Origin of the sequence: Achromobacter sp. GbtcB20, assembly GCF_019091095.1 — a bacterium.
GTDB classification, from domain to species: Bacteria; Pseudomonadota; Gammaproteobacteria; order Burkholderiales; family Burkholderiaceae_B; genus Achromobacter; species Achromobacter mucicolens.
In genome coordinates, this window is the sequence record NZ_JAGXJZ010000008.1 from 120,914 (window position 1) to 145,824 (window position 24,911).

The 24,911-nt window shown below is 66.2% G+C and carries 22 protein-coding genes and 6 tRNA genes; 24 read left to right on the forward strand and 4 right to left on the reverse strand.

What is annotated here, in order from left to right; all coding sequences use genetic code 11:
• Positions 1-241 precede the first annotated feature (241 nt).
• Both KVT32_RS13020 and cysG read left to right on the forward strand, forming a co-directional pair.
• Positions 242-823, forward strand: a complete 582-nt coding sequence (locus KVT32_RS13020) for an ANTAR domain-containing response regulator (RefSeq protein WP_056326624.1) — start codon at positions 242-244, stop codon at positions 821-823.
• Positions 824-938: 115 nt separating this feature from the next.
• Complete coding sequence (gene cysG, locus KVT32_RS13025) at positions 939-2,348, forward strand: siroheme synthase CysG (protein WP_217618334.1); 1,410 nt, start codon at positions 939-941, stop codon at positions 2,346-2,348.
• Between the two features lie 79 nt (positions 2,349-2,427).
• Here cysG and upp read toward each other — a convergent pair whose 3' ends face one another.
• Complete coding sequence (upp, locus tag KVT32_RS13030; RefSeq protein ID WP_056326620.1) at positions 2,428-3,063, reverse strand: uracil phosphoribosyltransferase; 636 nt, start codon at positions 3,061-3,063, stop codon at positions 2,428-2,430.
• Positions 3,064-3,185: 122 nt separating this feature from the next.
• Complete coding sequence (gene dacB / locus KVT32_RS13035; RefSeq protein WP_217618335.1) at positions 3,186-4,634, reverse strand: D-alanyl-D-alanine carboxypeptidase/D-alanyl-D-alanine-endopeptidase; 1,449 nt, start codon at positions 4,632-4,634, stop codon at positions 3,186-3,188.
• A gap of 203 nt (positions 4,635-4,837) precedes the next feature.
• Between dacB and queA the strand changes: the two genes are divergently transcribed.
• The 8 genes from queA (at position 4,838) to KVT32_RS13075 (ending at position 12,156) form a co-directional block, all read left to right on the forward strand.
• Positions 4,838-5,896 carry a tRNA preQ1(34) S-adenosylmethionine ribosyltransferase-isomerase QueA gene (gene queA, locus KVT32_RS13040; protein ID WP_193725317.1) on the forward strand — a complete coding sequence of 353 codons (1,059 nt, stop codon included), beginning with the start codon at positions 4,838-4,840 and terminating at the stop codon, positions 5,894-5,896.
• Positions 5,893-7,029, forward strand: a complete 1,137-nt coding sequence (tgt, locus tag KVT32_RS13045; protein ID WP_062838759.1) for a tRNA guanosine(34) transglycosylase Tgt — start codon at positions 5,893-5,895, stop codon at positions 7,027-7,029. Before queA ends, tgt begins: the two co-directional genes overlap by 4 nt.
• Before the next feature lie 232 nt (positions 7,030-7,261).
• A complete protein-coding gene (yajC, locus tag KVT32_RS13050) occupies positions 7,262-7,606 on the forward strand; it encodes a preprotein translocase subunit YajC (protein WP_042794815.1) in 345 nt (114 codons plus the stop codon).
• A gap of 108 nt (positions 7,607-7,714) precedes the next feature.
• Positions 7,715-9,595 carry a protein translocase subunit SecD gene (gene secD, locus KVT32_RS13055; protein ID WP_152382307.1) on the forward strand — a complete coding sequence of 627 codons (1,881 nt, stop codon included), beginning with the start codon at positions 7,715-7,717 and terminating at the stop codon, positions 9,593-9,595.
• Positions 9,596-9,649: 54 nt separating this feature from the next.
• Positions 9,650-10,585: a protein translocase subunit SecF gene (gene secF, locus KVT32_RS13060; protein ID WP_056326612.1), complete on the forward strand. Its 936-nt coding sequence runs from the start codon at positions 9,650-9,652 to the stop codon at positions 10,583-10,585.
• Between the two features lie 160 nt (positions 10,586-10,745).
• Positions 10,746-11,114 (forward strand): type II toxin-antitoxin system RelE/ParE family toxin, encoded by a 369-nt coding sequence (locus KVT32_RS13065; protein ID WP_152382308.1) that lies wholly within the window; start codon positions 10,746-10,748, stop codon positions 11,112-11,114.
• Positions 11,111-11,428: a helix-turn-helix domain-containing protein gene (locus KVT32_RS13070; protein ID WP_056326611.1), complete on the forward strand. Its 318-nt coding sequence runs from the start codon at positions 11,111-11,113 to the stop codon at positions 11,426-11,428. Before KVT32_RS13065 ends, KVT32_RS13070 begins: the two co-directional genes overlap by 4 nt.
• Before the next feature lie 50 nt (positions 11,429-11,478).
• Positions 11,479-12,156: a VOC family protein gene (locus tag KVT32_RS13075; RefSeq protein ID WP_152385318.1), complete on the forward strand. Its 678-nt coding sequence runs from the start codon at positions 11,479-11,481 to the stop codon at positions 12,154-12,156.
• Positions 12,157-12,265: 109 nt separating this feature from the next.
• Here the strand turns inward: KVT32_RS13075 and KVT32_RS13080 are convergent, their stop codons facing one another.
• Positions 12,266-13,033 (reverse strand): phosphatase PAP2 family protein, encoded by a 768-nt coding sequence (locus KVT32_RS13080; RefSeq protein ID WP_152382309.1) that lies wholly within the window; start codon positions 13,031-13,033, stop codon positions 12,266-12,268.
• A 171-nt stretch (positions 13,034-13,204) separates the two neighbouring features.
• Here KVT32_RS13080 and miaB point away from each other — a divergent pair, with 171 nt between their 5' ends.
• The 5 genes from miaB to lnt all read left to right on the forward strand — a co-directional run bounded on the left by miaB (position 13,205) and on the right by lnt (position 18,815).
• Positions 13,205-14,659, forward strand: coding sequence for a tRNA (N6-isopentenyl adenosine(37)-C2)-methylthiotransferase MiaB (gene miaB / locus KVT32_RS13085; protein ID WP_217618336.1), 1,455 nt, complete (start codon positions 13,205-13,207; stop codon positions 14,657-14,659).
• On the forward strand, positions 14,656-15,681 hold the full coding sequence (locus tag KVT32_RS13090) for a PhoH family protein (protein WP_142053768.1): 1,026 nt from the start codon (positions 14,656-14,658) through the stop codon (positions 15,679-15,681). The genes miaB and KVT32_RS13090 overlap by 4 nt, the downstream gene beginning before the upstream one ends.
• On the forward strand, positions 15,671-16,144 hold the full coding sequence (ybeY, locus tag KVT32_RS13095) for an rRNA maturation RNase YbeY (protein WP_217618337.1): 474 nt from the start codon (positions 15,671-15,673) through the stop codon (positions 16,142-16,144). The genes KVT32_RS13090 and ybeY overlap by 11 nt, the downstream gene beginning before the upstream one ends.
• 155 nt (positions 16,145-16,299) lie before the next feature.
• The gene (locus KVT32_RS13100) at positions 16,300-17,190 is read left to right on the forward strand and encodes an HlyC/CorC family transporter (protein WP_056326602.1); all 891 of its coding nucleotides are present in this window, start codon (positions 16,300-16,302) and stop codon (positions 17,188-17,190) included.
• Positions 17,187-18,815 carry an apolipoprotein N-acyltransferase gene (gene lnt, locus KVT32_RS13105; protein WP_217618338.1) on the forward strand — a complete coding sequence of 543 codons (1,629 nt, stop codon included), beginning with the start codon at positions 17,187-17,189 and terminating at the stop codon, positions 18,813-18,815. Before KVT32_RS13100 ends, lnt begins: the two co-directional genes overlap by 4 nt.
• Positions 18,816-18,822: 7 nt before the next feature.
• Here lnt and KVT32_RS13110 read toward each other — a convergent pair whose 3' ends face one another.
• The gene (locus tag KVT32_RS13110; protein ID WP_217618366.1) at positions 18,823-19,830 is read right to left on the reverse strand and encodes an aldo/keto reductase; all 1,008 of its coding nucleotides are present in this window, start codon (positions 19,828-19,830) and stop codon (positions 18,823-18,825) included.
• Positions 19,831-20,276: 446 nt separating this feature from the next.
• On the opposite strand from KVT32_RS13110, the gene KVT32_RS13115 reads away from it, so the two are divergent.
• From KVT32_RS13115 to KVT32_RS13155, 9 genes are all read left to right on the forward strand, one after another.
• A tRNA-Ala gene (locus KVT32_RS13115) sits at positions 20,277-20,352 on the forward strand.
• 32 nt (positions 20,353-20,384) lie between these two features.
• Positions 20,385-20,460 (forward strand) — tRNA-Glu (locus KVT32_RS13120).
• A 64-nt stretch (positions 20,461-20,524) separates the two neighbouring features.
• Positions 20,525-20,601 (forward strand) — tRNA-Asp (locus tag KVT32_RS13125).
• A gap of 104 nt (positions 20,602-20,705) precedes the next feature.
• Positions 20,706-20,781: transfer RNA gene (locus KVT32_RS13130), tRNA-Ala, on the forward strand.
• Between the two features lie 33 nt (positions 20,782-20,814).
• A tRNA-Glu gene (locus KVT32_RS13135) sits at positions 20,815-20,890 on the forward strand.
• Between the two features lie 80 nt (positions 20,891-20,970).
• Positions 20,971-21,047, forward strand: a tRNA-Asp gene (locus KVT32_RS13140).
• Between the two features lie 221 nt (positions 21,048-21,268).
• Complete coding sequence (locus KVT32_RS13145) at positions 21,269-22,762, forward strand: helix-turn-helix transcriptional regulator (protein WP_062838791.1); 1,494 nt, start codon at positions 21,269-21,271, stop codon at positions 22,760-22,762.
• Positions 22,763-23,017: 255 nt separating this feature from the next.
• A complete protein-coding gene (gene bioB / locus KVT32_RS13150; protein WP_217618339.1) occupies positions 23,018-24,037 on the forward strand; it encodes a biotin synthase BioB in 1,020 nt (339 codons plus the stop codon).
• A complete protein-coding gene (locus KVT32_RS13155; RefSeq protein ID WP_217618367.1) occupies positions 24,034-24,909 on the forward strand; it encodes a DMT family transporter in 876 nt (291 codons plus the stop codon). The genes bioB and KVT32_RS13155 overlap by 4 nt, the downstream gene beginning before the upstream one ends.
• Positions 24,910-24,911 lie beyond the last annotated feature (2 nt).

Sequence of the window (24,911 nt, forward strand, 5' to 3'; positions counted from 1 at the left end):
GATTTCTGGCGGTCTGCGCAAACCGCGCCGCAGCCCGCGCCAGCGCTTGCGATGCGCCCAACCCGCGCCGGTCTGGCGTCGCCGGGCTGAATCAGGGGCGGAGCCAACTTGGTGCGCAGTACGATGCCGCACCGCACCATCGCTGTGCGGCGCGCGCCCCGCCATCGTGCGCGCGCGCCCCGCGCCGCGCGCGGCGACGATGGCATGGAACTTGCATCAGTCATCGCACAGGGGGTGTTTCATGTTGAAGGTGATGCTGCTCAACGATGGCGAGGGACGCGCGGCGTCGCTGCGGCAAACGCTTGCCGCGGCGGGCGTGCACGTCGTGGCCGAGGTCGCGCCCGGCACGGACCTGGCCGCCAGCATCGCGCAGTCCGCCGCCGACGTGGTGCTGATCGACAGCGACGCCCCCGGCCGCGACACGCTGGAGAACATTTGCGTGGCCAGTTCGCACAGCGACCGGCCGGTCGTGATGTTCACCGACGACGGCAACCGCGAGACCATCCGCACGGCCTTGCGCGCAGGCGTTGCCGCCTACGTGGTCGGGGACGTGCCGGCCGCCCGCATCGAGCCCCTGCTGACCGTGGCGATCGAGCGCTTCGCCATGGAGAAAACCCGGCGCGAGGAATTGCGCGAGGCCCAACTGCGGCTGGCGGACCGGCAGTGGGTGGAAAAAGCCAAGGGTATCCTCATGAAAACGCGCGCCGTGACCGAGGACGAGGCCCACCGGCTGCTGCGCGAGCGCGCCATGCAGAGCCAGAAGCGGCTGGGCGAGGTCGCCCGCGAGGTCGTCGAGATGAGCCAATGGCTGGGCAGCGCCTGACGGGCCGTTAAATAAGTTATGGCTATATGAATTAAAGAAATCAAAAGTTGTGGGGATGAGAGCCCGTCCCTATCATCGACCCACATTGAGCCGGGTGCGCCCGAGGCTGGCATACATGAAGCTTTTCCCGATTTTTGCCGATCTGACAGACCGGCTGGTACTCGTTGTTGGCGGCGGCGCGGTCGCCGAGCGCAAAACCCTGGCCCTGCTGGAAGCCAGCGCAAACGTGGTCGTGGGCGCGCCGGCACTGACGTCCGCGCTGGCTGCGCTTGTGTCCGAGGGCCGCGTGCGCCACCTGCCCGGGACGTTCAACCCCGATTGGCTGCAAGACGTCTGGCTGGTGGTCGCCGCCACCGACGATCGGACGGTCAACGCCGCGGTGTCCCAGGCCGCCGAGGCGCGCCGTATTTTCAGCAACGTGGTGGACGACCCCGAACTGTCGTCCTTCCAGGTGCCGTCCATCGTCGACCGCTCCCCCGTCATCGTCGCCATTTCGTCGTCGGGCGTGGCGCCCGTGCTGGCGCGCCGCGTCCGCGAACGCATCGAGTCGCTGTTCGACCACACGCTGGGCCAGCTGGCCGGCCTGGCCGCCGTCTACCGCAAGCGCATTCGCGCCAGCCACCCCGACCTGGGCGCGCGCCGACGCTTCTACGACTGGCTGCTGGACGGCCCGGTGGCGGGCTTTCTGCGCCAGCAGCAGCCGGCGCAGGCCGAGGCCGCGCTGGCCGACGCGTTGGCCGCGCCGATTGCGCCCGCCGAGGGCAGCGTCGTGCTGGTGGGCGCGGGGCCGGGCGATCCGGGCCTCTTGACGCTCAAGGCCTTGCGCGCGCTGAACGAAGCCGATGTCATTCTTTACGACCGCCTGGTCAGCGACGAAGTCATGTCGCTGGCCCGGCGCGACGCCGACCGCGTGCCCGTGGGCAAGCTGCCGGGCGAAAACCATCACGCCACGCAGGCGCGCATCCATGGCCTGCTGGTGGAATACGCGCAGGCGGGCCGCCGCGTGGTGCGGCTCAAGGGCGGCGACGCCTTCATTTTTGGCCGCGGCGGCGAGGAACTGGAGTTTTTGCGCGCGCATGGCGTGCGCTATGAGGTGGTGCCCGGCATCACCGCGGCGCTGGCCTGTGCGGCCTATGCCGGCATTCCGCTGACGCACCGCGAACACGCCCAATCGGTGCGCCTCATCACCGCGCATTGCCGCGAAGACGAAGACAACCTGGATTGGCCCGCGCTGGCGCGCGAAAAGCAGACCTTGGCGTTCTACATGGGGGTAGGCCAGCTTGATCTGCTGACGCAGCGCCTGCTGCGCCACGGCCGCTCGCCAGACACGCCGTTCGCGCTGGTCGAGAACGGCAGCCGGCCCGAACAGCGCGTGGTGTCGGGACGGCTCGCGCAACTGCCGGAACTGGCCCGCGACCATGCCGTCCGCTCTCCCGCCCTGCTGATCGTGGGCGAGGTCGCGGGCCTGGCGCCCCAATTGCACTGGTTCGGCCAGCATCTGGGGCAGCCGGCGCTGACGGCCTAGAACCGCTGTCCGGCGCGGCATCGGCGCGGCGCCGGTTCTTCACGGCCGATATCCCTGGCGGGCACGGCCGGATGGGTATTCAGCCCTTTTGCTGCGTGCCGAAGATGCGGTCGCCGGCGTCGCCCAGGCCCGGCATGATGTAGCCGTGCTCATTCAGACCCTCGTCGATGGACGCCGTGTAGATATGCACGTCCGGGTGCTTGTTGAGCACCGCGTCGATGCCCACGGGTGCCGCCACCAGCACCAGCGCGCGGATCTCCTTGCAGCCGGCGCGCTTGAGCAGATCAATGGCGGCAACCATCGAACCGCCCGTGGCCAGCATGGGATCGACGATCAGCGCCAGGCGCTGGTCGAGTTCGCCCACCAGGCGTTCCAGATAGGTGTGCGCTTCCAGCGTCTCTTCGTTGCGAGCCACGCCCACGACGCTGACCTTGGCGCCCGGAATCAGGCTCAGCACACCGTCCAGCATGCCGATGCCGGCGCGCAGGATGGGCACCACGGTGACTTTCTTGCCGGCGATCTTCTCGACTTCGACCTGCCCGCACCAGCCCTCGACCGTGGCGGGCGCCAGCGGCAGGTCCTTGGACGCTTCGTACGTCAGCAGCGCGCCCACTTCCTGCGACAGTTCACGGAAGCTCTTGGTACTGAGGTCGGCGCGCCGCATGATCCCGAGCTTGTGGCGGATCAGCGGATGGCGGATTTCGTGCACGGGCATGTGCGTAACTCTCCAGAGTATTTGTTGGTCAGAATGCTTTTGGCCTCAGGGGGACCCGGCGCGGCGCAGCGCACCTGCGCCGCCCGCTCGCGAGCCACACGAGAGGATCGTAATCGTTTTGGCTATTGTTCGGCGAGCCAGGAGATCAAGGCGTCGTCAAAGGCGCGGACGGCGCCTGCCTGCTCGTGGTTCACGATGCTGACGACCACGTAGCGCTTGCCGCTGGCGCCCAGCACGTAACCGGCGATCGAGCGCACGTCGCGCAGCGAGCCGGTCTTCAGGTGGGCCATGCCCAGCGTGCCGTTGCCCTTCAGGCGGCGGCGCACGGTGCCGTCCACGCCGGCGATGGCGAAGGACGAAATGTATTCCGGCATCACCGGCGAATTCCAGGCCACGGTCAGCATCGACGCCAGGCTGTCCGCCGACACGCGGGCGTCGCGCGACAGGCCGGCGCCGTTGTCGATGACCAGTTCCGGCATGTCCAGCCCCTGCTTGGCCAGGAGCTGCTTGGCCACTTCTTCGCTGCTGCCGACGGTGGCCGGACGGCGGCCCCGCTCGGCGCCCAGCGTCAGCAGCAGGGTGCGCGCCATGACGTTGTTGCTGCGCTTGTTGATCTGGCGGATCGCCTCGGCCAGCGTGGGCGAGTCGTGCGAGGCCAGCACAACGGCGTCGGCCGGCACCATGCCGGACCGGACCTGTCCCTTGAACGTGCCGCCCAGCTCCTTCCAGAGCATGCGGAAGACTTCGGTGGCGTATTCGGGCTGGGACAGCGCCAGGCGATACAGGCTGAACTCGCCGCAGGAACCGGCCACCTTGCCGTTGACACGGATGGTGACGCCCTGCTGGGTAATGAGGGGGTCGGTCGTGACCACCGGCGGGCCCGGACAGCGCACGTCGCTCCATTCGACCTGGCCTTCGATCTTCAGGCCGGGCAGCGGCGGATCGATCAGCGGCACCCATTTGTTGGCGACCGGATCCGGCGTGAACAGCAGCCGCAGCGCGCCAAAGCCCACCATCAGCGCGTCCGGGCTGGCGTTGTAAGCCCGGTCGGGCGCGCCGTCGAACGCGCCCGGGTCGGTCGTGACCTGGCCGAAGATGCTGCGGTCGATCACGAGATCGTTGATCTGCTTGACCCCGCGCAGCCGCAGTTCGCGCAGCAGCGTCCACAGGTCCTGCATCAAGAATTGGGGATCGCCGCCGGCCCGCAGATACAGCGGCCCGGCCAGCACGCCCTTGGCGTCGGGACGCGCGCCGGGCGCCGTCATGAATTCGGTGCGCCAAACGTAATTGGGGCCCAGCTCGGACAGCGCTGCCCAGGTCGTGACCAGTTTCATCACCGAGGCCGGATTGCGGGCTTCCTTCGCGTTGAGCGCCACGAGCCGCGGGCCGCCGACCTCCTGGACCACCAGCGACAGCGAACTTTCCGGCAGCTTGCTCGCCTTCCAGGCCTTGACCACGTCGGGGGGCAATCCTGGAACCTGCGCAAGGGCGGCGTGCGCGGCCAGGGCCAGGACACCGCCGGCCAGCCATTGCTTCAGTCCGCCCACCCGCCTGATCACTTGTCCCGTCATTGCACGCCCACCCGGTTGCTCGTCCAGCAAAACCGAGAGCATACAAAACCTGGACGGATTGCGGGCGGCGCGAGGCCGCCCCGAAGGCTGGAGCAGACGCATTTAACTGCGCAAGCCGCCGTTCCGCCCCTATTAACCGTCCCCTTTACAATAGCGGGTTGCCCCAAGCCCGCCAGGCGGGCCCCACTCATCCCGATATCCGCGTGACCCAGTCCTTCACCGTTTCCGATTTCGACTACGAACTGCCGCCCGAGCTCATTGCGCAGACGCCCGCCGCCCAGCGCACGGGCAGCCGCCTGCTGCACCTGGATGCCGCCAGCCAGCTCCATGACCGCCAGTTCGCCGACCTCATCTCCCTGCTGCGTCCGAACGACCTGCTGGTGTTCAACGACACCCGCGTCATCAAGGCGCGCCTGCCCGGCCACAAGATCACCGGCGGCAAGATCGAGGTGCTGGTCGAACGCATCACCGAGCCCGACCGCGTCCTGGCGCACGTGCGCGCCAGCAAGTCGCCGGGCCCCGGCATGGTCCTGCGCCTGGCCGACGCCTTCGAGGCCACCGTGCTGGGCCGCGAGGGCGAACTCTTCGACATCCGCTTTCCGGGCCCCGTGCTCGACCTGCTGGACGCGCACGGCGCCACGCCGCTGCCGCCCTACATCACGCATGCGGCGGACGCGGGCGACGACGACCGCTACCAGACGGTCTACGCGCGCGAACCCGGCGCGGTCGCCGCGCCCACGGCCGGCCTGCACTTTGACCAGCCCACGCTGGATCGCCTGGCCGGGCTGGGCGTGGCCCGCGCCTTCGTCACGCTGCACGTGGGCGCCGGCACCTTCCAGCCAGTGCGCGTGGACAACCTGGCCGACCACGTCATGCACGCGGAATGGTTCACGGTGCCCCAGGCCACCGTGGACGCCATTGCCGCGGCCCGCGCCCAGGGCGGACGCGTGATCGCCGTCGGTACCACCAGCGTGCGCGCCCTGGAATCGGCCGCCGCGCAGACCGAGGGCCACACCGCCCCCGGCGTCCCGCTGGCCACCGCCCAGGGCGACACGCGCCTGTTCATCACCCCGGGCTACGCGTACCGTGTGGTGGACGCGCTGGTCACCAACTTCCATCTGCCCCAGTCGACCCTGCTGATGCTGGTGTCGGCGCTGGCCGGCGTCGAGCCCATCCGCCGCGCCTACGCCCACGCCGTCGCCGCGCGCTACCGCTTCTTCAGCTATGGCGACGCCATGTTCATCGAAACCCCTGCCCAATGACCGGACTCAACTTCGAACTGCTCGCCACCGACGGCGGCGCCCGCCGCGGCCGCATCACGCTGAACCACGGCGTGGTCGAGACCCCCATCTTCATGCCGGTGGGCACCTACGGCAGCGTCAAGGCGATGATGCCGCACGAGCTCAAGGAAATCGGCTCGCAGATCGTGCTGGGCAATACCTTCCACCTGTGGCTGCGCCCGGGCACCGAAATCATGGAAAAGCATGGCGGCCTGCATGGCTTCATGCAGTGGGACAAGCCCATCCTGACCGATTCGGGCGGCTTCCAGGTGTTCAGCCTGCAGGGCATGCGCAAGATCACCGAGGAAGGCGTCAAGTTCGCCTCTCCCATCGACGGCGCGCGCCTGTTCCTCACGCCTGAAGAATCGATGCGCATCCAGCGTTCGCTCAACTCCGACATCGTCATGGTGTTCGACGAGTGCACGCCCTATGAAATCGACGGCCGCCCCGCCACCGTCGAAGAGGCGGCCCGCTCGATGCGCATGTCGCTGCGCTGGGCCCGCCGCTCGCGCGACGAATTCGACCGCCTGGGCAACCCGAACGCGCTCTTTGGCATCGTGCAAGGCGGCATGTACGAGTCGCTGCGCGACGAATCCCTGGCCGGACTGCAGGACATCGGCTTTCACGGCTACGCGATCGGCGGGCTGTCGGTAGGCGAGCCCAAGGAAGACATGATGCGCATCCTGGCGCATGTCACGCCCAAGCTGCCCGCGCAGGCGCCGCGTTACCTGATGGGCGTCGGCACCCCCGAAGACCTCGTCGAGGGCGTGAGCCGCGGCGTCGACATGTTCGACTGCGTGATGCCGACCCGCAATGCGCGCAACGGCTGGCTGTTCACGCGCTTTGGCGACGTGAAGATCCGCAATGCCAAGTACCGCGACGACACCCGGCCGCTGGACCCGAGCTGCAGCTGCCACACCTGCGGCAATTTCTCGCGCGCGTACCTGCACCATCTGCAGCGCGCCAACGAAATCACCGGCGCGCGCCTGAACACGCTGCACAACCTGCACTTCTATCTGACTATCATGAAGGAAATGCGCGAGGCCATTGCAGAAGGCCGTTTTGACGCCTGGCGCGCCCAGTTCGCCGCGGACCGTGCCCGCGGCGTGGAGTAGTCCGGTAAAAAAGCCGCCGCCGGGGGCTTTTTCCGGCGGGTTTCGCCCCCATTTGACCAGGCACGCCGCCGTTGCAGGCGACCGCCGCCTGGCGCCTGGGATGACGCCCTAGTTAAAGGCTGGCGATAACCTATATACAATAGTCGGCTTGCCCTATCCATGGCTCGCGCGGGGATGGGCGCATCAAAAACATAGCGATAAACCCAAACAGACTCAAACGCAGGAGAATTCAATGTCCGTTATCGATACCGCCAGCCTCGTCGTGGCCCAGGCCGCCGCTCCCGAAGGCAATGCGCTGATGGGCATGCTGCCCATCATCCTGATGTTCGTGATCCTCTACTTCCTGATGATCCGTCCGCAGATGAAGCGCCAGAAGGAACACCGCAACCTGATCGCGGCCCTGGCCAAGGGCGACGAAGTCGTCACCGCCGGCGGCCTGCTCGGCAAGGTCACCAAGGTCAACGACAGCTACGTCACCGTCGAAGTCTCCGAACTGGCCGACAAGCCCGTCGAAGTCATCATGCAGAAGTCGTCGGTGTCGACCGTCCTGCCCAAGGGAACCATCAAGGCCCTGTAAGCGTCCCAAAAGAGCCCCATCGGGGCTCTTGTCCTAGAAGGCGCCTACCGCCGCCCGCCGCGTCTCGCCCGGGCGGCCCTTTCATCTCTTTCAATGAAGTAGCCGGCAATGAACCGCTATCCCCTCTGGAAGTACATTACGGTCCTGGTCGCGGTCCTCATTGGCCTGCTGTACACGCTGCCCAATTTCTACGGCGAGTCCCCCGCCGTCCAGGTGTCCAGCGCCAAGGCCACGGTCAAGGTCGACACCACCGTGTTGGCGCGCGTGGAACAGATCCTGGCCGACGCCAAGATTCCCAACGACGGCGCCTATTTCGAACTGAACGGCACGCTCGGCACGGTTCGCGCCCGCTTCCCGTCGACCGACGTGCAGCTGCAGGCCCGCGACCTGATCGAAAAATCGCTCAACACCGTTCCCGGCGACCCGCAATACACCGTGGCGCTGAACCTCTTGCCCGCCTCGCCGCCGTGGATGCGTGCGATGGGCTGGTTCGCGCCCAAGCCCATGTACCTGGGCCTGGACCTGCGCGGCGGCGTGCACTTCCTGCTGCAGGTCGACATGCAAGGCGCCCTGACCGCCCGCTATGATTCCCTGGCCGCCGACGTGCGCTCGGTGCTGCGCGATCAGAAGATCCCCGTGGCCGGCGTCGAACGCTCCGGCATGGGCATTGCCGCCACCTTCGCCAATTCCGACGACCGCGACCGCGCCATCTCGACGCTGCGCTCGCGCCTGCCCGACCTGGAATTCACCGAACGCGAAGAAAACGGCAAGCAGCTGCTGATGGCCGCCCTGAACCCGGCCGCCGTCACCCGCGTGCAGGATTCCGCGCTCAAGCAGAACATCAACACGCTGCACAACCGCATCAACGAGCTGGGCGTGGCCGAACCGGTCATCCAGCAGCAGGGTTCAGACCGCATCGTGGTGCAGTTGCCCGGCGTGCAGGACGTGGCCAAGGCCAAGGAACTGCTGGGCCGCACCGCCACGCTGGAAATCCGCATGGTCGACGACTCCCCCGCCGCGCAGGCCGCGCTGCTGGGCGGCAGCGTCCCGTTCGGTCTTGAGCGCTACAACGACCGTGACGGCCGTCCCATCCTGGTCCGCCGCCAGGTCATCCTGACCGGTGAAAACCTGCAGGACGCCCAGCCCGGCCGCGATTCGCAGACCCAGCAGGCCGCCGTCCACCTCACGCTGGACTCCAAGGGCGCCCGCATCTTCCGCGATGTCACCCGCGACAACATCAACAAGCGCATGGCCATCCTGCTGTTCGAAAACGGCAAGGGCGAAGTGGTCACCGCGCCCGTCATCCGCGGCGAAATCGCGGGCGGCCAGGTGCAGATCTCGGGCAGCATGACCTCCGAGGAAGCCGCCGACACGGCCCTGCTGCTGCGCGCCGGCGCGCTGGCCGCGCCGATGTCCATCATCGAGGAACGCACCATCGGCCCGAGCCTTGGCGCCGACAACATTTCCAAGGGCTTTTACTCGACGCTGTACGGCTTCCTGGCGATCGCCGCGTTCATCATCATCTACTACCACCTGTTCGGCGTGTTCTCCACGATCGGCCTGACGCTCAACGTGCTGCTGCTGCTGGCGCTCCTGTCCATGCTGCAGGCCACGCTGACGCTCCCCGGCATCGCGGCCATTGCGCTGACACTGGGCATGGCCATTGACTCGAACGTGCTGATCAACGAGCGCATACGCGAAGAACTGCGTGCGGGGGCCACACCCCAGCAGGCCATCCATCACGGTTTCGAACGCGCGTGGGGCACCATTCTCGACTCGAACCTGACCACGCTGATCGTGGGCCTGGCGCTGCTGGCGTTCGGTTCGGGCCCGATCCGGGGCTTCGCGGTGGTTCACTGCCTGGGCATCCTGACCTCGATGTTCTCGTCGGTCGTGGGCGTGCGCGCGCTGGCCAATCTGTACTACGGCCGCAAGAAGAAGCTCACCTCGATCTCCATCGGCGAAGTCTGGAAGCCGAAGGCAAACTGAAAATAAGGAGGACGGCCCCGGCCGTCCGCCACAGAAAAGAACCGAAGGCGAAAAATGGAATTTTTCCGGATTCACCGCACCATCCCGTTCATGCGCCATGCCCTGGTGCTGAACATCATCAGTCTCGTCACCTTCCTGCTGGCGGTCTTTTTCATCGTCACCCGCGGCTTTCACCTGTCGATCGAGTTCACCGGCGGCACGGTCATGGAAGTCAACTACGCCCAGACGGCGCAGCTTGAAAACGTGCGCGGCGTGGTGTCCAAGCTGGGCTACACCGACTTCCAGGTCCAGAACTTCGGCACGTCGCATGACGTCATGATCCGCCTGCCCCTGCAGGAAGGCCAGACGTCCGCCACGCAAAGCGAAACCGTCATGGCCGCGCTGAAGGCCGCCGATTCGGGCGTGGAATTGCGCCGTGTCGAATTCGTGGGCCCGCAGGTCGGCCAGGAACTGCTGCACAACGGCCTCATGGCGCTGCTGGTCGTGGTGATCGGCATCATGGTCTACCTGGGCTTCCGCTTCGAATGGAAGTTCGCGGTGGCCGGCGTGATCGCCAACCTGCACGACGTGGTCATCATCCTGGGCTTCTTCGCGTTCTTCCAGTGGGAGTTCTCGCTGGCGGTGCTGGCCGGCGTGCTGGCCGTGCTGGGCTACTCCGTGAACGAATCCGTGGTCATCATGGACCGGATCCGCGAAAACTTCCGCAAGTACCGCAAGGCGGACGTGCACGAAGTCATCAACAGCGCCATCACCCAGACCATCTCGCGGACCATCATCACCCACGGTTCGACCCAGATGATGGTGCTGGCCATGCTGTTCTTCGGCGGCCCCACCCTGCACTACTTCGCCATGGCCCTGACCATCGGCATCTGGTTCGGCATCTACTCGTCGGTGTTCGTCGCCGCCGCGCTGGCCATGTGGATGGGCGTCAAGCGCGAAGACCTGATCAAGCCGGTCAAGAAGGAAGGCGAGGAAGGCGAAGTCGCCTGATTGCCACGGCCCTGACACCAAGAACCCGTCGCTTGCGACGGGTTTTTCTTTTGGGGCACGGGCAGGTGCGGCGAGCACGAATAGTCCACCCCACCGTTTTTGGTTAGTTTGTCCGATCCCCCGCCACGGCGGTTGATTTATATATCCGAACAGGTATATCGTGTGGACAGAAAAACCCAAGCTTCTCTACTGGGAAGGATCTTCCAGAAAGGACTTCAAGGCGTTCCCGCTCCCCGTGCAAAAGCGAATGGGAATGTCGCTGTACACCCTGCAATGCGGCCGTTGGCCCGATGCTGCAAAAGCCATGAAAGGGCTGGGGCCGGGCGTTTATCAGCTTGCCGAAACCGAGCGAGGCAATGCGTATCGGACTGCCTACGCAATGAAGATCGACACCGCCATCCATGTACTGCATGCATTTCAGAAAAAATCCAAGTCGGGCATCAGCACGCCCCAGGCCGACCTTGATCTCATATCAAGCCGGCTGAAGCGTGCAATGGTTCGGCAACATCCCCACCGGAGCGCTCCATGACCCGCACGCCCCATCCCGGCACGCAAAATGTGCTCTATGACCTTGGCTTTGACGACGCGGCCGAGTTGACCGCAAAGGTCCAACTGGCCATCAGGTTCAACGATTTGATCGATCAGCGTGCCCTGAGCCAGCGGGAGGTCGCTGCGCTGACCGGAATGACGCAACCCAAAATCTCTCAAATGCGGCGGTACAAGCTCCAGAACATTTCCTTGGAACGGGTGATGCAGGCGCTGGTATCGCTGGATCAGCATGTTGAAATCCGTGTGCGCAAAGCCCGCCGGTCTGACGCGGCCGGCATCTCCGTCGCGGCTTGACACCAACACCGAACCGGACGAACGAGCGCCCATTCGTTACCATGCCCCTCATGAAACTCACCATCGACCACCTCGTCATCGCCGCCGCGGACCTCGCCAGCGGTACCGAATATGTCGCCGGACTGCTGGGCATCACGCCGCAGGGCGGCGGCGCGCATCCGCGCATGGGCACCCATAACCGGGTGCTGGGCATGGCGGACGGCGTGTATCTGGAAGTCATCGCGATCGATCCCGACGCGCCGGCGCCCGAGCGCCCCCGCTGGTTCGGGCTGGACCAGGGCGACGTGCGCGCGCGTCTCGAACAGGGACCGTTCCTGGCGCACTGGGCCGCGCGTGTCGAGGCGCCGCTGGACCTGACGTGCATGCAGGCCGAGCACCCCGACCGGCTGCCGCCCGCGATCGCCATGACGCGCGGCGACCTGCGCTGGCGCCTGACCGTGCCGGAAGACGGCAGCCTGCCGGCGTGGCGCGAGGCCGGCTACGAAGCTGGCGAAGGCCTGCTGCCCACGCTGATCCAATGGGACGTCGAGAATCCGCCCGGCGCGACCCTGCCGCGCCAGCCGCTGCGCTTGCTCCGCCTGACCGGCTGCCATCCCCGCGCCTCGCTGCTGCGCCAGGGGTTGGCCTGGATGGGCGCGGACAGCCTGATCGAGGTCGAGCAGGCCGACGGCCCGCCCCGCCTGCGTGCGCAGATCGAAACGCCGTCCGGGGTCAAAGTGCTGGCCTGACACGCACGCGCCGGCGCCGTTTTAAACCGGCATTCCGTCACTGGACCCCGTCACCGGACGGAAAAAAGGCCGCGGATTCCGCGGCCTTGTCTGCTTCACAAGCCCTGCCTCAGGTCTTCTTCCACCAGCGCCACGGGGCGCGCAGCGGCCATTGGTATTTGCTGCCGAGCACCCGGGGGGCCAGATAGTGGCCGACCAGCACGGCGATGCCAGCGGCCGTCATCACGTCCGACAGATAGTGATCCAGGTTCACCAGCCGGCTGATCGCCACCAGCGCCGCCAGCAGCAGAAAAATCCAGCGCCAGCGGGGCGCCAGGATGCCCAGCACCACTGCCACGGCAAAGGCGGCGTAGGTGTGGCTGGAAGGAAAGGAATTGAACTGCTGGGCGCGGGAAAACGATTCGCCCAGGCCGTAGATGCCCTGTTCGAAATACAGCTCGGGGCGCGCACGGGCCACGGTGCGCTTGAGCACCAGCACCACCAGCCCGCCCACCGCCATCGTCGACAGCATCAGCAGGCTGCCACGCGCCATGGCGGCATAGCTGACGCGCAGCGGATTGCGCCACCCGCGCGACAGTCCCACCAGGCCGATCACATAGAACGCCAGCGCCATCGCGATGTAATGGCCGCTCTCGCCCAGCTCGCCCACCCATTCAAACGACTGGTCCACGCCAGCCGATACCGATTGCTGGATCCAGATCGCGAGCGGCAGGTCAACCCACAGCGCGCAGGCAGCCGCGGCCAGCGCCAGTGCGCTTGCCAGCAGCGCCCACACGGACGCGGGATAGGGATTTCGGTATTCGTCCTGGACGGGGGAACCGGCGCCGCCATCGAGGGACGGAGTGGCTGCCGCAGGCGTGAGGCGATTGGAATTCATCGGTTCCGCACGAGCATAAAAAGGAGATATTGCCGGCGCCACCCGGCGCTCGGACCGCTATCGTAACGGCCAACGCGCGCCCGACCAAGAAACAATTTTTGGGCAAGGGTTAAAATTCCGCCTTTCCCCTCTTTCCAGCCCCCGGGATCTACACCCGTCACGGCGATCATCATGCAAGAAACTTCTCTCAAGCGCGCGGGCAATGTCCCCGGCGAAACCCGCGACGGCGGCTCCCCCGTCCTGCCTTCGGCCGTTCCCGGCGCCGGCTCCCCCCGCAAGCTGTACATCCGCACCTTCGGCTGCCAGATGAACGAGTACGACTCGGACAAGATGGCAGACGTGCTGCGCGAGGACCAGGGCGGGCTCGAACTGACCGACAACCCCGAAGAGGCGGACGTCATCCTGTTCAACACCTGTTCGGTGCGCGAAAAGGCGCAGGAAAAGGTGTTTTCGGACCTGGGCCGCGTGCAGCACCTGAAGAAGACCAATCCGAACCTGGTCATCGGCGTGGGCGGCTGCGTGGCCAGCCAGGAGGGCGAAGCCATCGTCAAGCGCGCGCCGTACGTCGACGTGGTGTTCGGCCCGCAGACGCTGCACCGTCTGCCCGACCTGATCAAGCGCCGCCGCGACGAAGGCCGCTCGCAGGTCGACATCAGCTTTCCCGAGATCGAGAAATTCGACAACATGCCGCCGCCGCGCGTCGACGGCGCCACGGCGTTCGTGTCCATCATGGAAGGCTGTAGCAAGTACTGCAGCTTCTGCGTCGTGCCTTACACGCGCGGCGAAGAGGTCTCGCGTCCGTTCGACGACGTGCTGATCGAAGTGGCCGACCTGGCCGACCAGGGCGTCAAGGAAGTGACGTTGCTGGGCCAGAACGTGAACGCCTACCGCGGCCGCATGACCGATTCCGACGAGATCGCGGACTTTGCGATGCTGCTGGAATACGTGCACGAGATCCCCGGCATCGAGCGCATCCGCTACACGACCTCTCACCCCAAGGAAATGACCCAGCGCATGGTTGACGCCTACGCCCGCCTGCCCAAGCTGGTCTCGTTCCTGCACCTGCCAGTGCAAGCCGGCAGCGACCGCGTGCTGGCCAGCATGAAGCGCGGCTACACCACGCTGGAATTCAAGTCCGTCGTGCGCCGCCTGCGCGCCGCCCGCCCGAATCTCACGCTGTCCTCCGACTTCATCGTGGGCTTTCCCGGCGAGACCGAGGAAGACTTCGAAAAGACGCTCAAGCTGATCGAGGACGTCGGCTTCGATACGTCGTTCTCGTTCGTGTATTCGCGCCGTCCGGGCACGCCCGCCGCCGACCTGACGGACGACACGCCCCAGGACGTGAAGCTGCGCCGCCTGCAGCGCCTGCAGTCGCTCATCAACGAACAGGCGGCAACGATTGCCCGCAACATGGTGGGCACGCGCCAGCGCCTGCTGGTGGAAGGTCCCTCGCGCCGCGACCCGAACGAACTCATGGGCCGCACCGAAAACAACCGCATCGTCAATTTCCCCGCGCCCGCGCGGCTCATCGGACAAATGGTCGACGTCATCATCACCGAGGCGCACACGAACTCCCTGCGCGCCCGGGTTGCCGACGTGGACCGCACATCGCAAGAGGCTGAATGACCACTCCCCGCTCCCGCGCGCGTCGCAGCATGCCCGTCATCGTCACCCTGGACGGCGACAACACCCACCTGGCCAACCTCTGCGGCCCCCTGGACGAAAACCTGCGGCAGCTTGCCGACGGCATGACGGTCAAGCTGTCGCGCCGCGGCAGCCGCGTCACCATCGAAGGCGAGCGGGCCGAACTGGCCGGCCGCATCCTGCGCCGGTTCCACGAACAGGCCGTGCACCGCGCCCTGTCCATCGACGACATCCAGCTGGGATTGGTCGAGATCGGCGTGGGCCGCCAGGAAGACAAGCTCAAGGAAGAGCAGGCCCAGGAACTCGATGCCCTGCCCGCCCTGGACGACGAAAGCGACGGCATCGCACTGCGCACCAAGCGCAGCGACCTGCGTCCGCGCACGCCGCGCCAGCGCGACTACCTGAACAACATCCTCAAGCACGACATCACGTTCGGCGTCGGCCCCGCCGGCACGGGCAAGACCTGGCTGGCCGTGGCCTGCGCCATCGACGCCATGGAGCGCGACACGGTGCAGCGCCTGGTGCTGACCCGCCCCGCCGTCGAAGCCGGCGAACGCCTGGGCTTTCTGCCCGGCGACCTGGCGCAGAAGGTCGACCCGTACCTGCGCCCGCTGTATGACGCGCTGTACGACCTGATGGGCTTCGAAAAGGTGCAGCGCCTGTTCGAGAAGCAGACCATCGAGATCGCGCCGCTGGCCTACATGCGCGGGCGCACGCTGAACCACGCCTTCGTGATCCTGGACGAGGCGCAGAACACGACGCCCGAGCAGATGAAGATGTTCCTTACGCGCATCGGCTTTGGCAGCAAGGCGGTCATCACCGGCGATCCCTCGCAGGTCGACCTGCCGCGCGGTCAGGTCAGCGGGCTGGCGCATGCGGTGAAAGTGCTGCATGACGTCCAGGGCATCGCCACCACCAAGTTCACCAGCCGCGATGTCGTGCGCCACCCCCTGGTCGCCCGCATCGTCGACGCCTACGACCGCGCCGCCGAAGATGAAGCCTGAGCTGTCCCTGTCCGTGCAGTACGGGGTCGAGGAAGCCCGCCTGCCCCGCTGGCGCCTGCGCCGCTGGGCAGAACGCGCGCTGGGCGCCGCCCATGAAGACGGCCTGGTCGCGTTCTCGGCCGCCGAACTCAGCCTGCGGCTGGTCGGCGCGGCCGAGGGCCGCCGCCTGAACCGCGATTTCCGCGGCCGCGACTACGCCACCAACGTGCTGACCTTCGAATACGGCGTCGACCCGCTGGGCGTGGCCCGCGGCGACATCGTCATGTGCGTGCCCGTGCTGGTGCGCGAGGCCCGCGAACAGGGCAAGCCCTTGCTGGACCACGCCGCCCACCTCACCATCCACGGGGTGCTGCATTCGCTGGGCTACGACCACATCAAGGCGCGCGAGGCCAAGCGCATGGAAGCCCTGGAAACCGCCACCCTTGCGCAAATGGGCATTGCCGACCCCTACGTCGCGGCCTGAGCGCGGCGGCTCCGGGTCAACCCTGAGAAATTGCCGGAAAATGGCGTGCAGCAAGGCGCAGATCGCGTCCAATGCACCCATTTTCCCGGTTGGCGTTACAAACGATGGGCCAGTATCGGTTATGCTGGCTCCTCCATAACTTGTCCTCCCGGACGATGTCTGACCCTTACCCTGCTCCCGAAGCGACTTCCGCTCGCTCTGCCAAACCCGCCACCAAATCCCTCCTAGACCGCCTGCTTTCCCTTGTGCGCCGAGAGCCCGAGGACCGCGAAGGCATCAAGGCCGTCCTCGAAGCCGCGCACGAGCGCGATCTGCTCGACGCGGAGTCGTACAAGATGATCAAGGGCGCGCTAGCCGTGTCCGAGGGCACTGTCGGCGACATCATGGTCCCGCGCTCGCGCATGGATCTGCTCGATGTCACGCAGCCCATTCCCTACCTGGTGGCCTCGGTGATCGAAACCGCGCATTCGCGGTTCCCCGTCTACGAGGGCGATCGCGACAACATCATCGGCATCCTGCTCGCCAAGGATCTGCTGCGCTGCATGCTGGAACCCAACATCGACGTGCGCTCGCTGGTCCGCCCGGCCGTGTTCATTCCGGAATCCAAGCGCCTGAACGTGCTGCTGCATGAGTTCCGCGCCAGCCGCAACCACCAGGCCATCGTCATCGACGAGCACGGCGGCATTTCCGGGCTGGTCACGATGGAAGACGTGCTGGAACAGATCGTCGGCGACATCGAAGACGAGTTCGACGAAACCGAGGAAGACTCCATCTTCCCTGAAGGCGAAAACCAGTGGCGCGTGCTCGCGGCCACCGACATCTCGCACTTCAATGAAGTATTCGGCTGCCAGTTACCCGACGACGAGTACGACAGCGTCGGCGGCTGGATGGGCGGTCAGCTTGGCCGCATCCCGCGCCGCGGCGACCACGCCGACATCGAAGGCCTGCGCCTGGAAGTGGCGCGCGGCGATGCCCGCCGGGCCATCTGGCTGCGCGTCAAGCGCCTTGCCGCTCCGCAGTCCGCAGCACCCGCCAACGACGCATGACCAGCACTGCGCGCAGCCGACTCCTGCGCGGCGCCGCCGGCCTCGTGCTGGCGGGCGCCGTCCACGCCCTGGCCTTTGCCCCCGGCCCGCTGCCCGGATGGGCGTTGGCGTTCACCCAGATCGCCGCGCTGGCGGTGCTGGCCCGCGTCACGCTGTACGCCCCGTCTGCCCGTCAGGCTTGGCTGCGCGGCTGGCTGTTCAGCTTCGCCAGCTATGCGCTGGGGCTGTACTGGATCTTCATCAGCCTGCACCGCTACGGCGATCTGGCCGCGCCGCTGGCCGTTGCCGCCGTGCTGGCGCTGTCGGCCTTCCTGGCCCTGTTTCCCGCCACCGCCAACGCGCTGGCGCGCCGCTACGCGCCGCTGGCCCCGGATGCCACGCCGTCCCGCATCCTGACCGCCACACTGGTCTGGGCCGCGATGTGGGCCGCGTTCGAATGGCTGCGCGCGGTGTTCCTGACCGGCTTTCCGTGGCTGAACATCGGCTACGCGCAGGTCGACAGCCCCATCGCGGGCTGGGCGCCGCTCGTCGGCGTGCACGGCATGGCGTTCCTGGCCGCGTTTGTCGCAGCCGCCGCCGCGAGCCTCTGGCAGCCCTCGCGCAAGGCCGGCGTGGCCCCGCGCCACGCGCTGGCCGCCGGCATCGCACTGGCGCTGGCCGGGGCGGGCTGGCCGCTGTCGCGCATCGACTGGTCGGCGCCCGTGGGCGACCCGCTGAACGTGCGCCTCGTGCAGGGCAACATCGGACAATCCCAGAAATTCGATCCGGCGCTTCTCGAGCAGAGCGTGCGGCGCCACCTTGATCTGACGGCCATGCCGCCCGCGCCCGGCGTGCCCGCGCCGCAACTGATCATCCTGCCCGAGACCGTGCTGCCCATCTTCCAGGATCAGCTCGATCCGCGGGTCTGGGAGGTCTGGCGCGACCTGGCCCGCCAGCGCAACACCGTCATCGCGATGGGCGTGCCGCTGCACGATCGCGTGGACGGCCGCGAACGCTACACCAACAGCGTCATCGGCTTTGACGGCGCCACGCCGGTCGAACAGCTGCTGGGCGGCAATACCGCCATGCGCTACGACAAACGTCATCTCGTGCCGTGGGGCGAGTACGTGCCGCCCGGCTTTCACTGGTTCGTCGAGATGCTCAACATTCCGCTGGGCGACTTCGACCGGGGCGGCGAACGCCAGACGCCCTTTGCCGTCGGCGGCCAGCACATCGCCTTCAACATCTGCTACGAAGACCTCTTCGGCCCCGACCTGCTACCCGCCTTGCAGCCCGGCCCCAACGGCGAGCCGGGTGCGACCATCCTGGTTAACGTCAGCAACCTGGGCTGGTTCGGCGACAGCTGGGCGCTGCGTCAGCACTTGCAGATCGGCCGGCTGCGCACCATCGAAACCGCGCGGCCGATGCTGACCGCCACCAATACGGGCATCACCGCGGCCATCGATGCGAAGGGCCATGTTGCCGCCCAGCTTGCGCCGCTGCAGGCCGGCGTGCTGCCCGTCTCCGTCCAAGGCATGACGGGGCTGACACCCTACGCGCGTTTTGGGGACAAGACCGCGCTCGCGCTGATCGGCCTGGCGCTCATCGCCGCCGTCGGCAGCGCCCGCCGCCCGCGCCGCGGCTGATCCCGGCTCACGCAAACAGGTTCGCGGGCAGCGAGCCTGTTTCGTCGGGCGGCGCCAACGGTCCGCTTCCCGCTCCCGTGTTTTCGATCGCCTCGGCAATGGCCTGCATGTCCTCGGCGTCCAGTTCCAGCTCGGCCGCGCCGATCACGCCATCCACCTGCGACGCGCTGCGCGCCCCCACAATGGCGCCTGTCACACCCGGCCACGCCAACGTCCAGGCCGCCGCCGCGGCAGCGACGGTGGCGCCATGCCGTTCCGCAATCGGCTTGAAGGCATCGGCCAGCGCCAGATTGCGTTCCAGGTCCGGCGAGCGGAAATCCGCGTGGCGCGACCGCCAATCGTCCGGCGGCAAGGCCCGTGCACGCTCGGCGCTGAACTTGCCGGTCAGCAGACCCGAATGCATGGGGCTGTACACGATCACTCCCGTGCCGTGTGACGCGCACCAGGGAATCAGGTCGCTGGCCGCAGTACGCTGGATCGCCGAAAACGGGGGTTGCAGCGTGTCCACGTGGCCCAGGTATTCGGCGGCGCGCAACTGCGCCAGATTGTGATTCGATAGACCGACCGCACGGACCTTGCCCGCCTGCTTGAGGTCCAGCAACTCCTGCCAGTACGCCTCCAGCGGTGTGCCGTCGCCCGCAGGCCAGTGCATCTGGTAGAGGTCGATGCGCTCGACGCCCAGCCGCCGCAGCGACCCCTCCAGCTCGCGCCGGATACTGGACGGCGCGCCCGTGCGCCGCGGCATGGCCTGCGGCTGCGCCGCCGACCACGTCAGGCCGCACTTCGTGAAGACATAAGGGCGCTCGGCGGCCGGCATCTGGGCCAGCGCCCGGCGCACGATGTCCTCGGAATGGCCCAGCCCATACACCGCAGCGGTATCGATCCAGTTGATACCGCGGTCGACCGCATGCCGGATCGCCTTGATGGATTCGGCGTCTTCCTGCGGCCCCCAGCCCACCGCCCATCCATTGCCGCCCATCGCCCAGGCGCCCAGGCCGATGCGCGTGATCTCCATGTCCGTGCGGCCCAGCGCGACGGTGGGAAAGGCGGTGCTGCTCATGGAGAAGTGCTCATGTGTCGATGTCCTTGCCGGTCTGCGGCAGCTTTCCGTGCGGCTCGCCATAGGGCGATCACGTGTAAAAAACGCGCGCCTCGCAAAAAAATCAGCCGTGTACGATAGCCCTTGCACAAGCCGTTGATTTTATTGATTTCTGCCTCAATCGACCACGGCTTGCCGCGTGGTTTTCGCGCAAAACAATGCCCTTCCCACGGCTATCCATCCCTCTTTTTTCGCAACTTTTTTGTTTTTTGCCATGAAGCGACTTGCACACCAAATTTAGTTCGTGCATAATCTCGTTTCTTCGCCAACGGCACTAAACAAAACCGGCAACGAAACAGCAAAAAACGCGCTTTAAACAGCAAGTTTCTAGCAAAAACGTTGAACGGATTGATTAGCGGAACGGGGGTATAGCTCAGCTGGGAGAGCGCTTGCATGGCATGCAAGAGGTCAGCGGTTCGATCCCGCTTACCTCCACCAGTCCAAAGCGAAGAGTAGTACAGCAAGTCCAAGTCCCCTTCGTCTAGAGGCCTAGGACATCACCCTTTCACGGTGAGTACAGGGGTTCGAATCCCCTAGGGGACGCCAGTCTTCTGGCATGCAGTAGAAGTGATGCAGTTGAAGTGACAATGTAGTTGAGTTAAGCCGCTGCGGAGCGGTAGTTCAGTTGGTTAGAATACCGGCCTGTCACGCCGGGGGTCGCGGGTTCGAGCCCCGTCCGCTCCGCCAAAAGCTCTCTCGCTCAGAGTCTTTCAAGAGCTCCGTTTTCGGGGCTTTTTTGTTTTATAAGTGTGAGACCTTGTTGTTTGAAGTTTGGGACAGCAGGACGCCCTGGGGGTATAGCTCAGCTGGGAGAGCGCTTGCATGGCATGCAAGAGGTCAGCGGTTCGATCCCGCTTACCTCCACCAGTCGCAGTACGGTAGTAAAGTTGTTAGTTCCGGGTCCCCTTCGTCTAGAGGCCTAGGACATCACCCTTTCACGGTGAGTACAGGGGTTCGAATCCCCTAGGGGACGCCAGCTTCCGCTGGCAAGCAGTACAAGCTGTCTTGACACCACAGCCGCAGTAAAGAAGTTTGAAGACATCAGTAAGCCGCTGCGGAGCGGTAGTTCAGTTGGTTAGAATACCGGCCTGTCACGCCGGGGGTCGCGGGTTCGAGCCCCGTCCGCTCCGCCAAGCACATTGCGCTTACCAAACGCTGCTCGCAGCACGCATCGAAAGCTCCGGATTCCGGAGCTTTTTGCTTTTGCGGATCTGCCTCAAGGCGACGCGTTCGCGGTGCAATCCCCTCCCGCTGTACCCCTTCCGCGAGACTCGTCCGTTTTGACCTCTGGACAGTACCGGCGCGCGGCTTCATGCTTGCGCGTACACGCCATGCGAAGAGAAAAGAGGCCTACGTGACCCCCAACGACGCCGCACCCCAAGCACATCGCCAACACCTGCAAAGCATCATCGCGGGCCTGAACGAGGGCATCATCCTGCTTGAGGCCGACGGCTCGATCGCCTGGGCCAACGCCAGCGCACTCGCGCTGCACGGCGCCAACGCCATCGAAGAGCTGGGCGGCACGCCCGCCGGCTACCGCAAGCGGTATACGCTTACCTACCGCAATCATCACCGCGTGCCGGCCCGCCAGTATCCAATGGACCGGCTTTCTGCGGGTGAAGAGTTCGAAGACCTGCTGCTGGATCTGGGCCGCAAGGACGACGACGAATTCACGCGCAACCTGATGGCGCGCGGGCTGGACCTGGACGATGGCGGTCCCATTCCGTACCGCGTGCTTATCCTTCACGACCAGACGGCCCAGGTCAATGCCGAGGAACGCTTCGAGCGCGCCTTCTCCGCCAATCCGGCGCCTGCGCTGATCTGCCGGCTTTCCGATCTGCGCTACGTCAAGGTGAACCAGGGGTTCCTGGAGATGACGGGCTATTCGCGCGACACGGTGCTGGGCAAATCGGCTTACGAACTGGACGTGCTGGACGGCAGCGACGACAAGGAAACCGCCGTGGCGCGGCTTAACGAAGGCCAGACCATTCCGCAGCGCGAAGGCGTGCTGAAACTGCCGGATGGCACCAGCAAGTTCGTCGTGGTGGCGGGCCAGCCCATCGACATGCACGACGAACCGTGCATGCTGTTCACCTTCATCGACCTGGAAGGCCGCAAGCGTACCGAAGAAGCCTTGCGGGAAAGCGAAGAGCGCTTTTCCAAGGCGTTCCAGCTGGCGCCCGTGCCGATGGCGGTCTGTGACGGCGACACCCTGAACGTGCTGAACCTGAATGACGCCTTTGCGGCGGCCACCGGCCTGTCGCTGGACGACAAGGCGGAACAGGACCTCGTCGAACTGGGACTGCGTCCGTACGAAGGCATGCTGGCCGGCCTGAAGCGCGGGGAAAGCGTCCGGAACCGCGAAGCCGTGATGATTGCGCGCGACGGCGGCGAGCTGGACTGCCTGGTGTCGGCCGAACCGGTCATGATCGGCGGACTGCGCCGCGTGCTGATCGTCATGCAGGACATCACCGAGCGCAAGCGATCCGAGACCGAACTGCTGACCGCGATCGAGGCGGTGATGCAGGACACTTCCTGGTTCAGCCGCGGCATCATCGAGAAACTGGCGCAACTACGCCAGCCCGCCCCCGCGACGCGCGACGTGGCCGAACTGGCGCAGCTCACCTCGCGCGAGCGCGAAGTCCTTGGGCTGTTATGCCAGGGGCATGACGACGACGGCATCGCCAAGGCGCTCAAGCTGTCGCGCAACACGGTACGCAATCACGTCGCCACGATCTACAGCAAGATCGGCGTGCATCGGCGCAGCGCCGCCATTGTCTGGGCACGCGACCGCGGCATCACCGGCCACGAAAGCGCTCGCAACCGCGATAAGCAGACGAAGTCCTGAGACCGGCGGGATTGGATTTACAATTTGAATCAAAATATTCACCCCCTCGGCGTCCCCGAAGATGCCATCGCTTTAGAACTCGTGGCCGCCCAAAAGCGGCCATTTTCATTGATCGCCCTGCCAACCCACCCCTAAATCCGCGCTTATCACCCGCATTGCGCAAATCGGCCGCCCCTTCTTACGATCCGCCGATCCAGCCCCTGGCCCACTGGCCACCGGGGCGAGATCCGGCCACGAACGAAGGAGCCCCCGATCATGCAGACTGCGACCATTCCCGTTCCAACGGTGCCCAAGCGCCCGCCCGCCTCGGCATGGAGCACCGACGCCATCATGGCGCTCTACGAGCTGCCGTTCATGGATTTGATGCACCGGGCGCAGCAGACGCACCGCGCCCATTTCGATCCGAACGTCATCCAGCTGTCCAGTCTGCTGTCGATCAAGACCGGCGGCTGTCCCGAGGATTGCGCGTATTGCCCGCAGTCCTCGCACTACGACACCGGCGTGGACGCCGACAAGCTGATGCCCCTTGAGGACGTGGTCGCCGCGGCGCGCGCGGCGCAGGCGGGCGGCGCCCAACGATTCTGCATGGGCGCCGCGTGGCGCAGTCCCAAGCCGCATCACCTGGATGCCGTGGCCGAGATGGTCAGCGCCGTCAAGGCGCTGGGCCTGGAGACCTGCGTGACGCTGGGCATGTTGAAAGATGGCCAGGCCGAGCAGTTGAAGGACGCCGGCCTGGACTACTACAACCACAACCTGGATACCTCGCCGGCGTTCTACGGCAAGATCATCTCCACGCGCACCTACCAGGACCGCCTGGACACGCTGGACCGCGTTCGCGACGCCGGCATCAGCGTATGCTGCGGCGGCATCGTCGGCATGGGCGAATCGCGCCGCGAGCGCGCCGGCCTGATCGCCCAGCTCGCCAGCATGGAGCCCTACCCCGAGTCCGTGCCGATCAATAACCTGGTTCAGGTCGAAGGCACGCCGCTGTCCGCCGTCGAGGCGCTGGACCCGTTCGAGTTCGTCCGCACCATCGCGGTGGCGCGCATTGCAATGCCGCGCGCCGCGGTCCGTCTGTCGGCCGGACGCGAGGCCATGGACGACGCGCTGCAGGCGCTGTGTTTTCTGGCAGGCGCCAATTCCATGTTCTACGGCGACGCGCTGCTGACCACCGCCAATCCGCAGATGGCCGCCGATCAGTGCCTGCTCGATCGCCTGGGCATGCGGGTCGACGCGGACGCGCACGCCCACCAAGAGGTGCCGGCATGCCCCTGACCCCAGGCCTTCTCTATCTCGCGGCCAGCGTCGCCTGCAGTGTCACCGTGGCCGTCATGCTGAAGCTTGCACGGCGTTGGCAGGTGGACGTGCGCCAGGCAATCGCCATGAACTACGCCGTGGCCGCCCTGCTCTGCTCGCTGGTGCTGCGCCCCGACCCGGCGCGCCTGCTGGCGCCGCAAACACCGTGGCTGGTGCTGGCGGCGCTGGGCGTGCTGTTGCCCAGTGTCTTTCTGGCAATGGCCGCGGCGTTGCGGCATGCGGGCATCGTGCGCAGCGATGCCGCGCAGCGCCTGTCACTCTTCATTCCGCTGCTGGCCGCGTTCGTGCTGTTTGGCGAGCCAGTCACGGGCCGCAAGCTGGCCGCGATCCTGCTGGCGTTCACCGCCCTCTTCTGCCTGTTGCGCCAGCCGCCGCGCATCCGCCTGTCCGAGGAGACGGCTGCGGGCGACGCCCGCGCCATGTGGCTCTGGCCGCTGGTGGTGTGGGCGGGCTATGGCGTGATCGACATCCTGTTCAAGCAGGTTGCGCGCACCGGCACCGCGTTTGCAGGCGGCCTGCTGCTCGCCTTCCTGATGGCGGGCGCGCTGATGCTGGCGTATCTGCTGTGGCGCCGCGTGCGCTGGCAGGCGCGGCATCTGGCCGCGGGCGTGGCGCTGGGGATGGCCAACTTCGGCAACATCCTGACCTACGTGCGCGCACACCAGTCGCTGCCCGAGCATCCCGCGCTGGTGTTCGCGTCCATGAACATGGGGGTGATCACGCTGGGCACCCTGGTGGGCGCCCTGGCGTTTCGCGAACCGCTCACCCGTCTGAACCTGCTGGGCATCGCGCTGGCGTTGTCCGCCATCGTGCTGATGACGCCCTGGTAGGC

Coding starts and splice junctions, on each gene's coding strand:
- lnt (WP_217618338.1), top strand. CDS start 17,187: ATGACCAGCACTGCGCGCAGCCGACTCCTGCGCGGCGCCGCCGGCCTC.
- ybeY (WP_217618337.1), top strand. CDS start 15,671: ATGAAGCCTGAGCTGTCCCTGTCCGTGCAGTACGGGGTCGAGGAAGCC.
- KVT32_RS13075 (WP_152385318.1), top strand. CDS start 11,479: ATGAAACTCACCATCGACCACCTCGTCATCGCCGCCGCGGACCTCGCC.
- KVT32_RS13090 (WP_142053768.1), top strand. CDS start 14,656: ATGACCACTCCCCGCTCCCGCGCGCGTCGCAGCATGCCCGTCATCGTC.
- secD (WP_152382307.1), top strand. CDS start 7,715: ATGAACCGCTATCCCCTCTGGAAGTACATTACGGTCCTGGTCGCGGTC.
- KVT32_RS13070 (WP_056326611.1), top strand. CDS start 11,111: ATGACCCGCACGCCCCATCCCGGCACGCAAAATGTGCTCTATGACCTT.
- dacB (WP_217618335.1), bottom strand. CDS start 4,634: ATGACGGGACAAGTGATCAGGCGGGTGGGCGGACTGAAGCAATGGCTG.
- cysG (WP_217618334.1), top strand. CDS start 939: ATGAAGCTTTTCCCGATTTTTGCCGATCTGACAGACCGGCTGGTACTC.
- bioB (WP_217618339.1), top strand. CDS start 23,018: ATGCAGACTGCGACCATTCCCGTTCCAACGGTGCCCAAGCGCCCGCCC.
- tgt (WP_062838759.1), top strand. CDS start 5,893: ATGACCGGACTCAACTTCGAACTGCTCGCCACCGACGGCGGCGCCCGC.
- miaB (WP_217618336.1), top strand. CDS start 13,205: ATGCAAGAAACTTCTCTCAAGCGCGCGGGCAATGTCCCCGGCGAAACC.
- KVT32_RS13020 (WP_056326624.1), top strand. CDS start 242: ATGTTGAAGGTGATGCTGCTCAACGATGGCGAGGGACGCGCGGCGTCG.
- KVT32_RS13100 (WP_056326602.1), top strand. CDS start 16,300: ATGTCTGACCCTTACCCTGCTCCCGAAGCGACTTCCGCTCGCTCTGCC.
- upp (WP_056326620.1), bottom strand. CDS start 3,063: ATGCCCGTGCACGAAATCCGCCATCCGCTGATCCGCCACAAGCTCGGG.
- KVT32_RS13110 (WP_217618366.1), bottom strand. CDS start 19,830: ATGGAGATCACGCGCATCGGCCTGGGCGCCTGGGCGATGGGCGGCAAT.
- yajC (WP_042794815.1), top strand. CDS start 7,262: ATGTCCGTTATCGATACCGCCAGCCTCGTCGTGGCCCAGGCCGCCGCT.
- KVT32_RS13080 (WP_152382309.1), bottom strand. CDS start 13,033: ATGAATTCCAATCGCCTCACGCCTGCGGCAGCCACTCCGTCCCTCGAT.
- secF (WP_056326612.1), top strand. CDS start 9,650: ATGGAATTTTTCCGGATTCACCGCACCATCCCGTTCATGCGCCATGCC.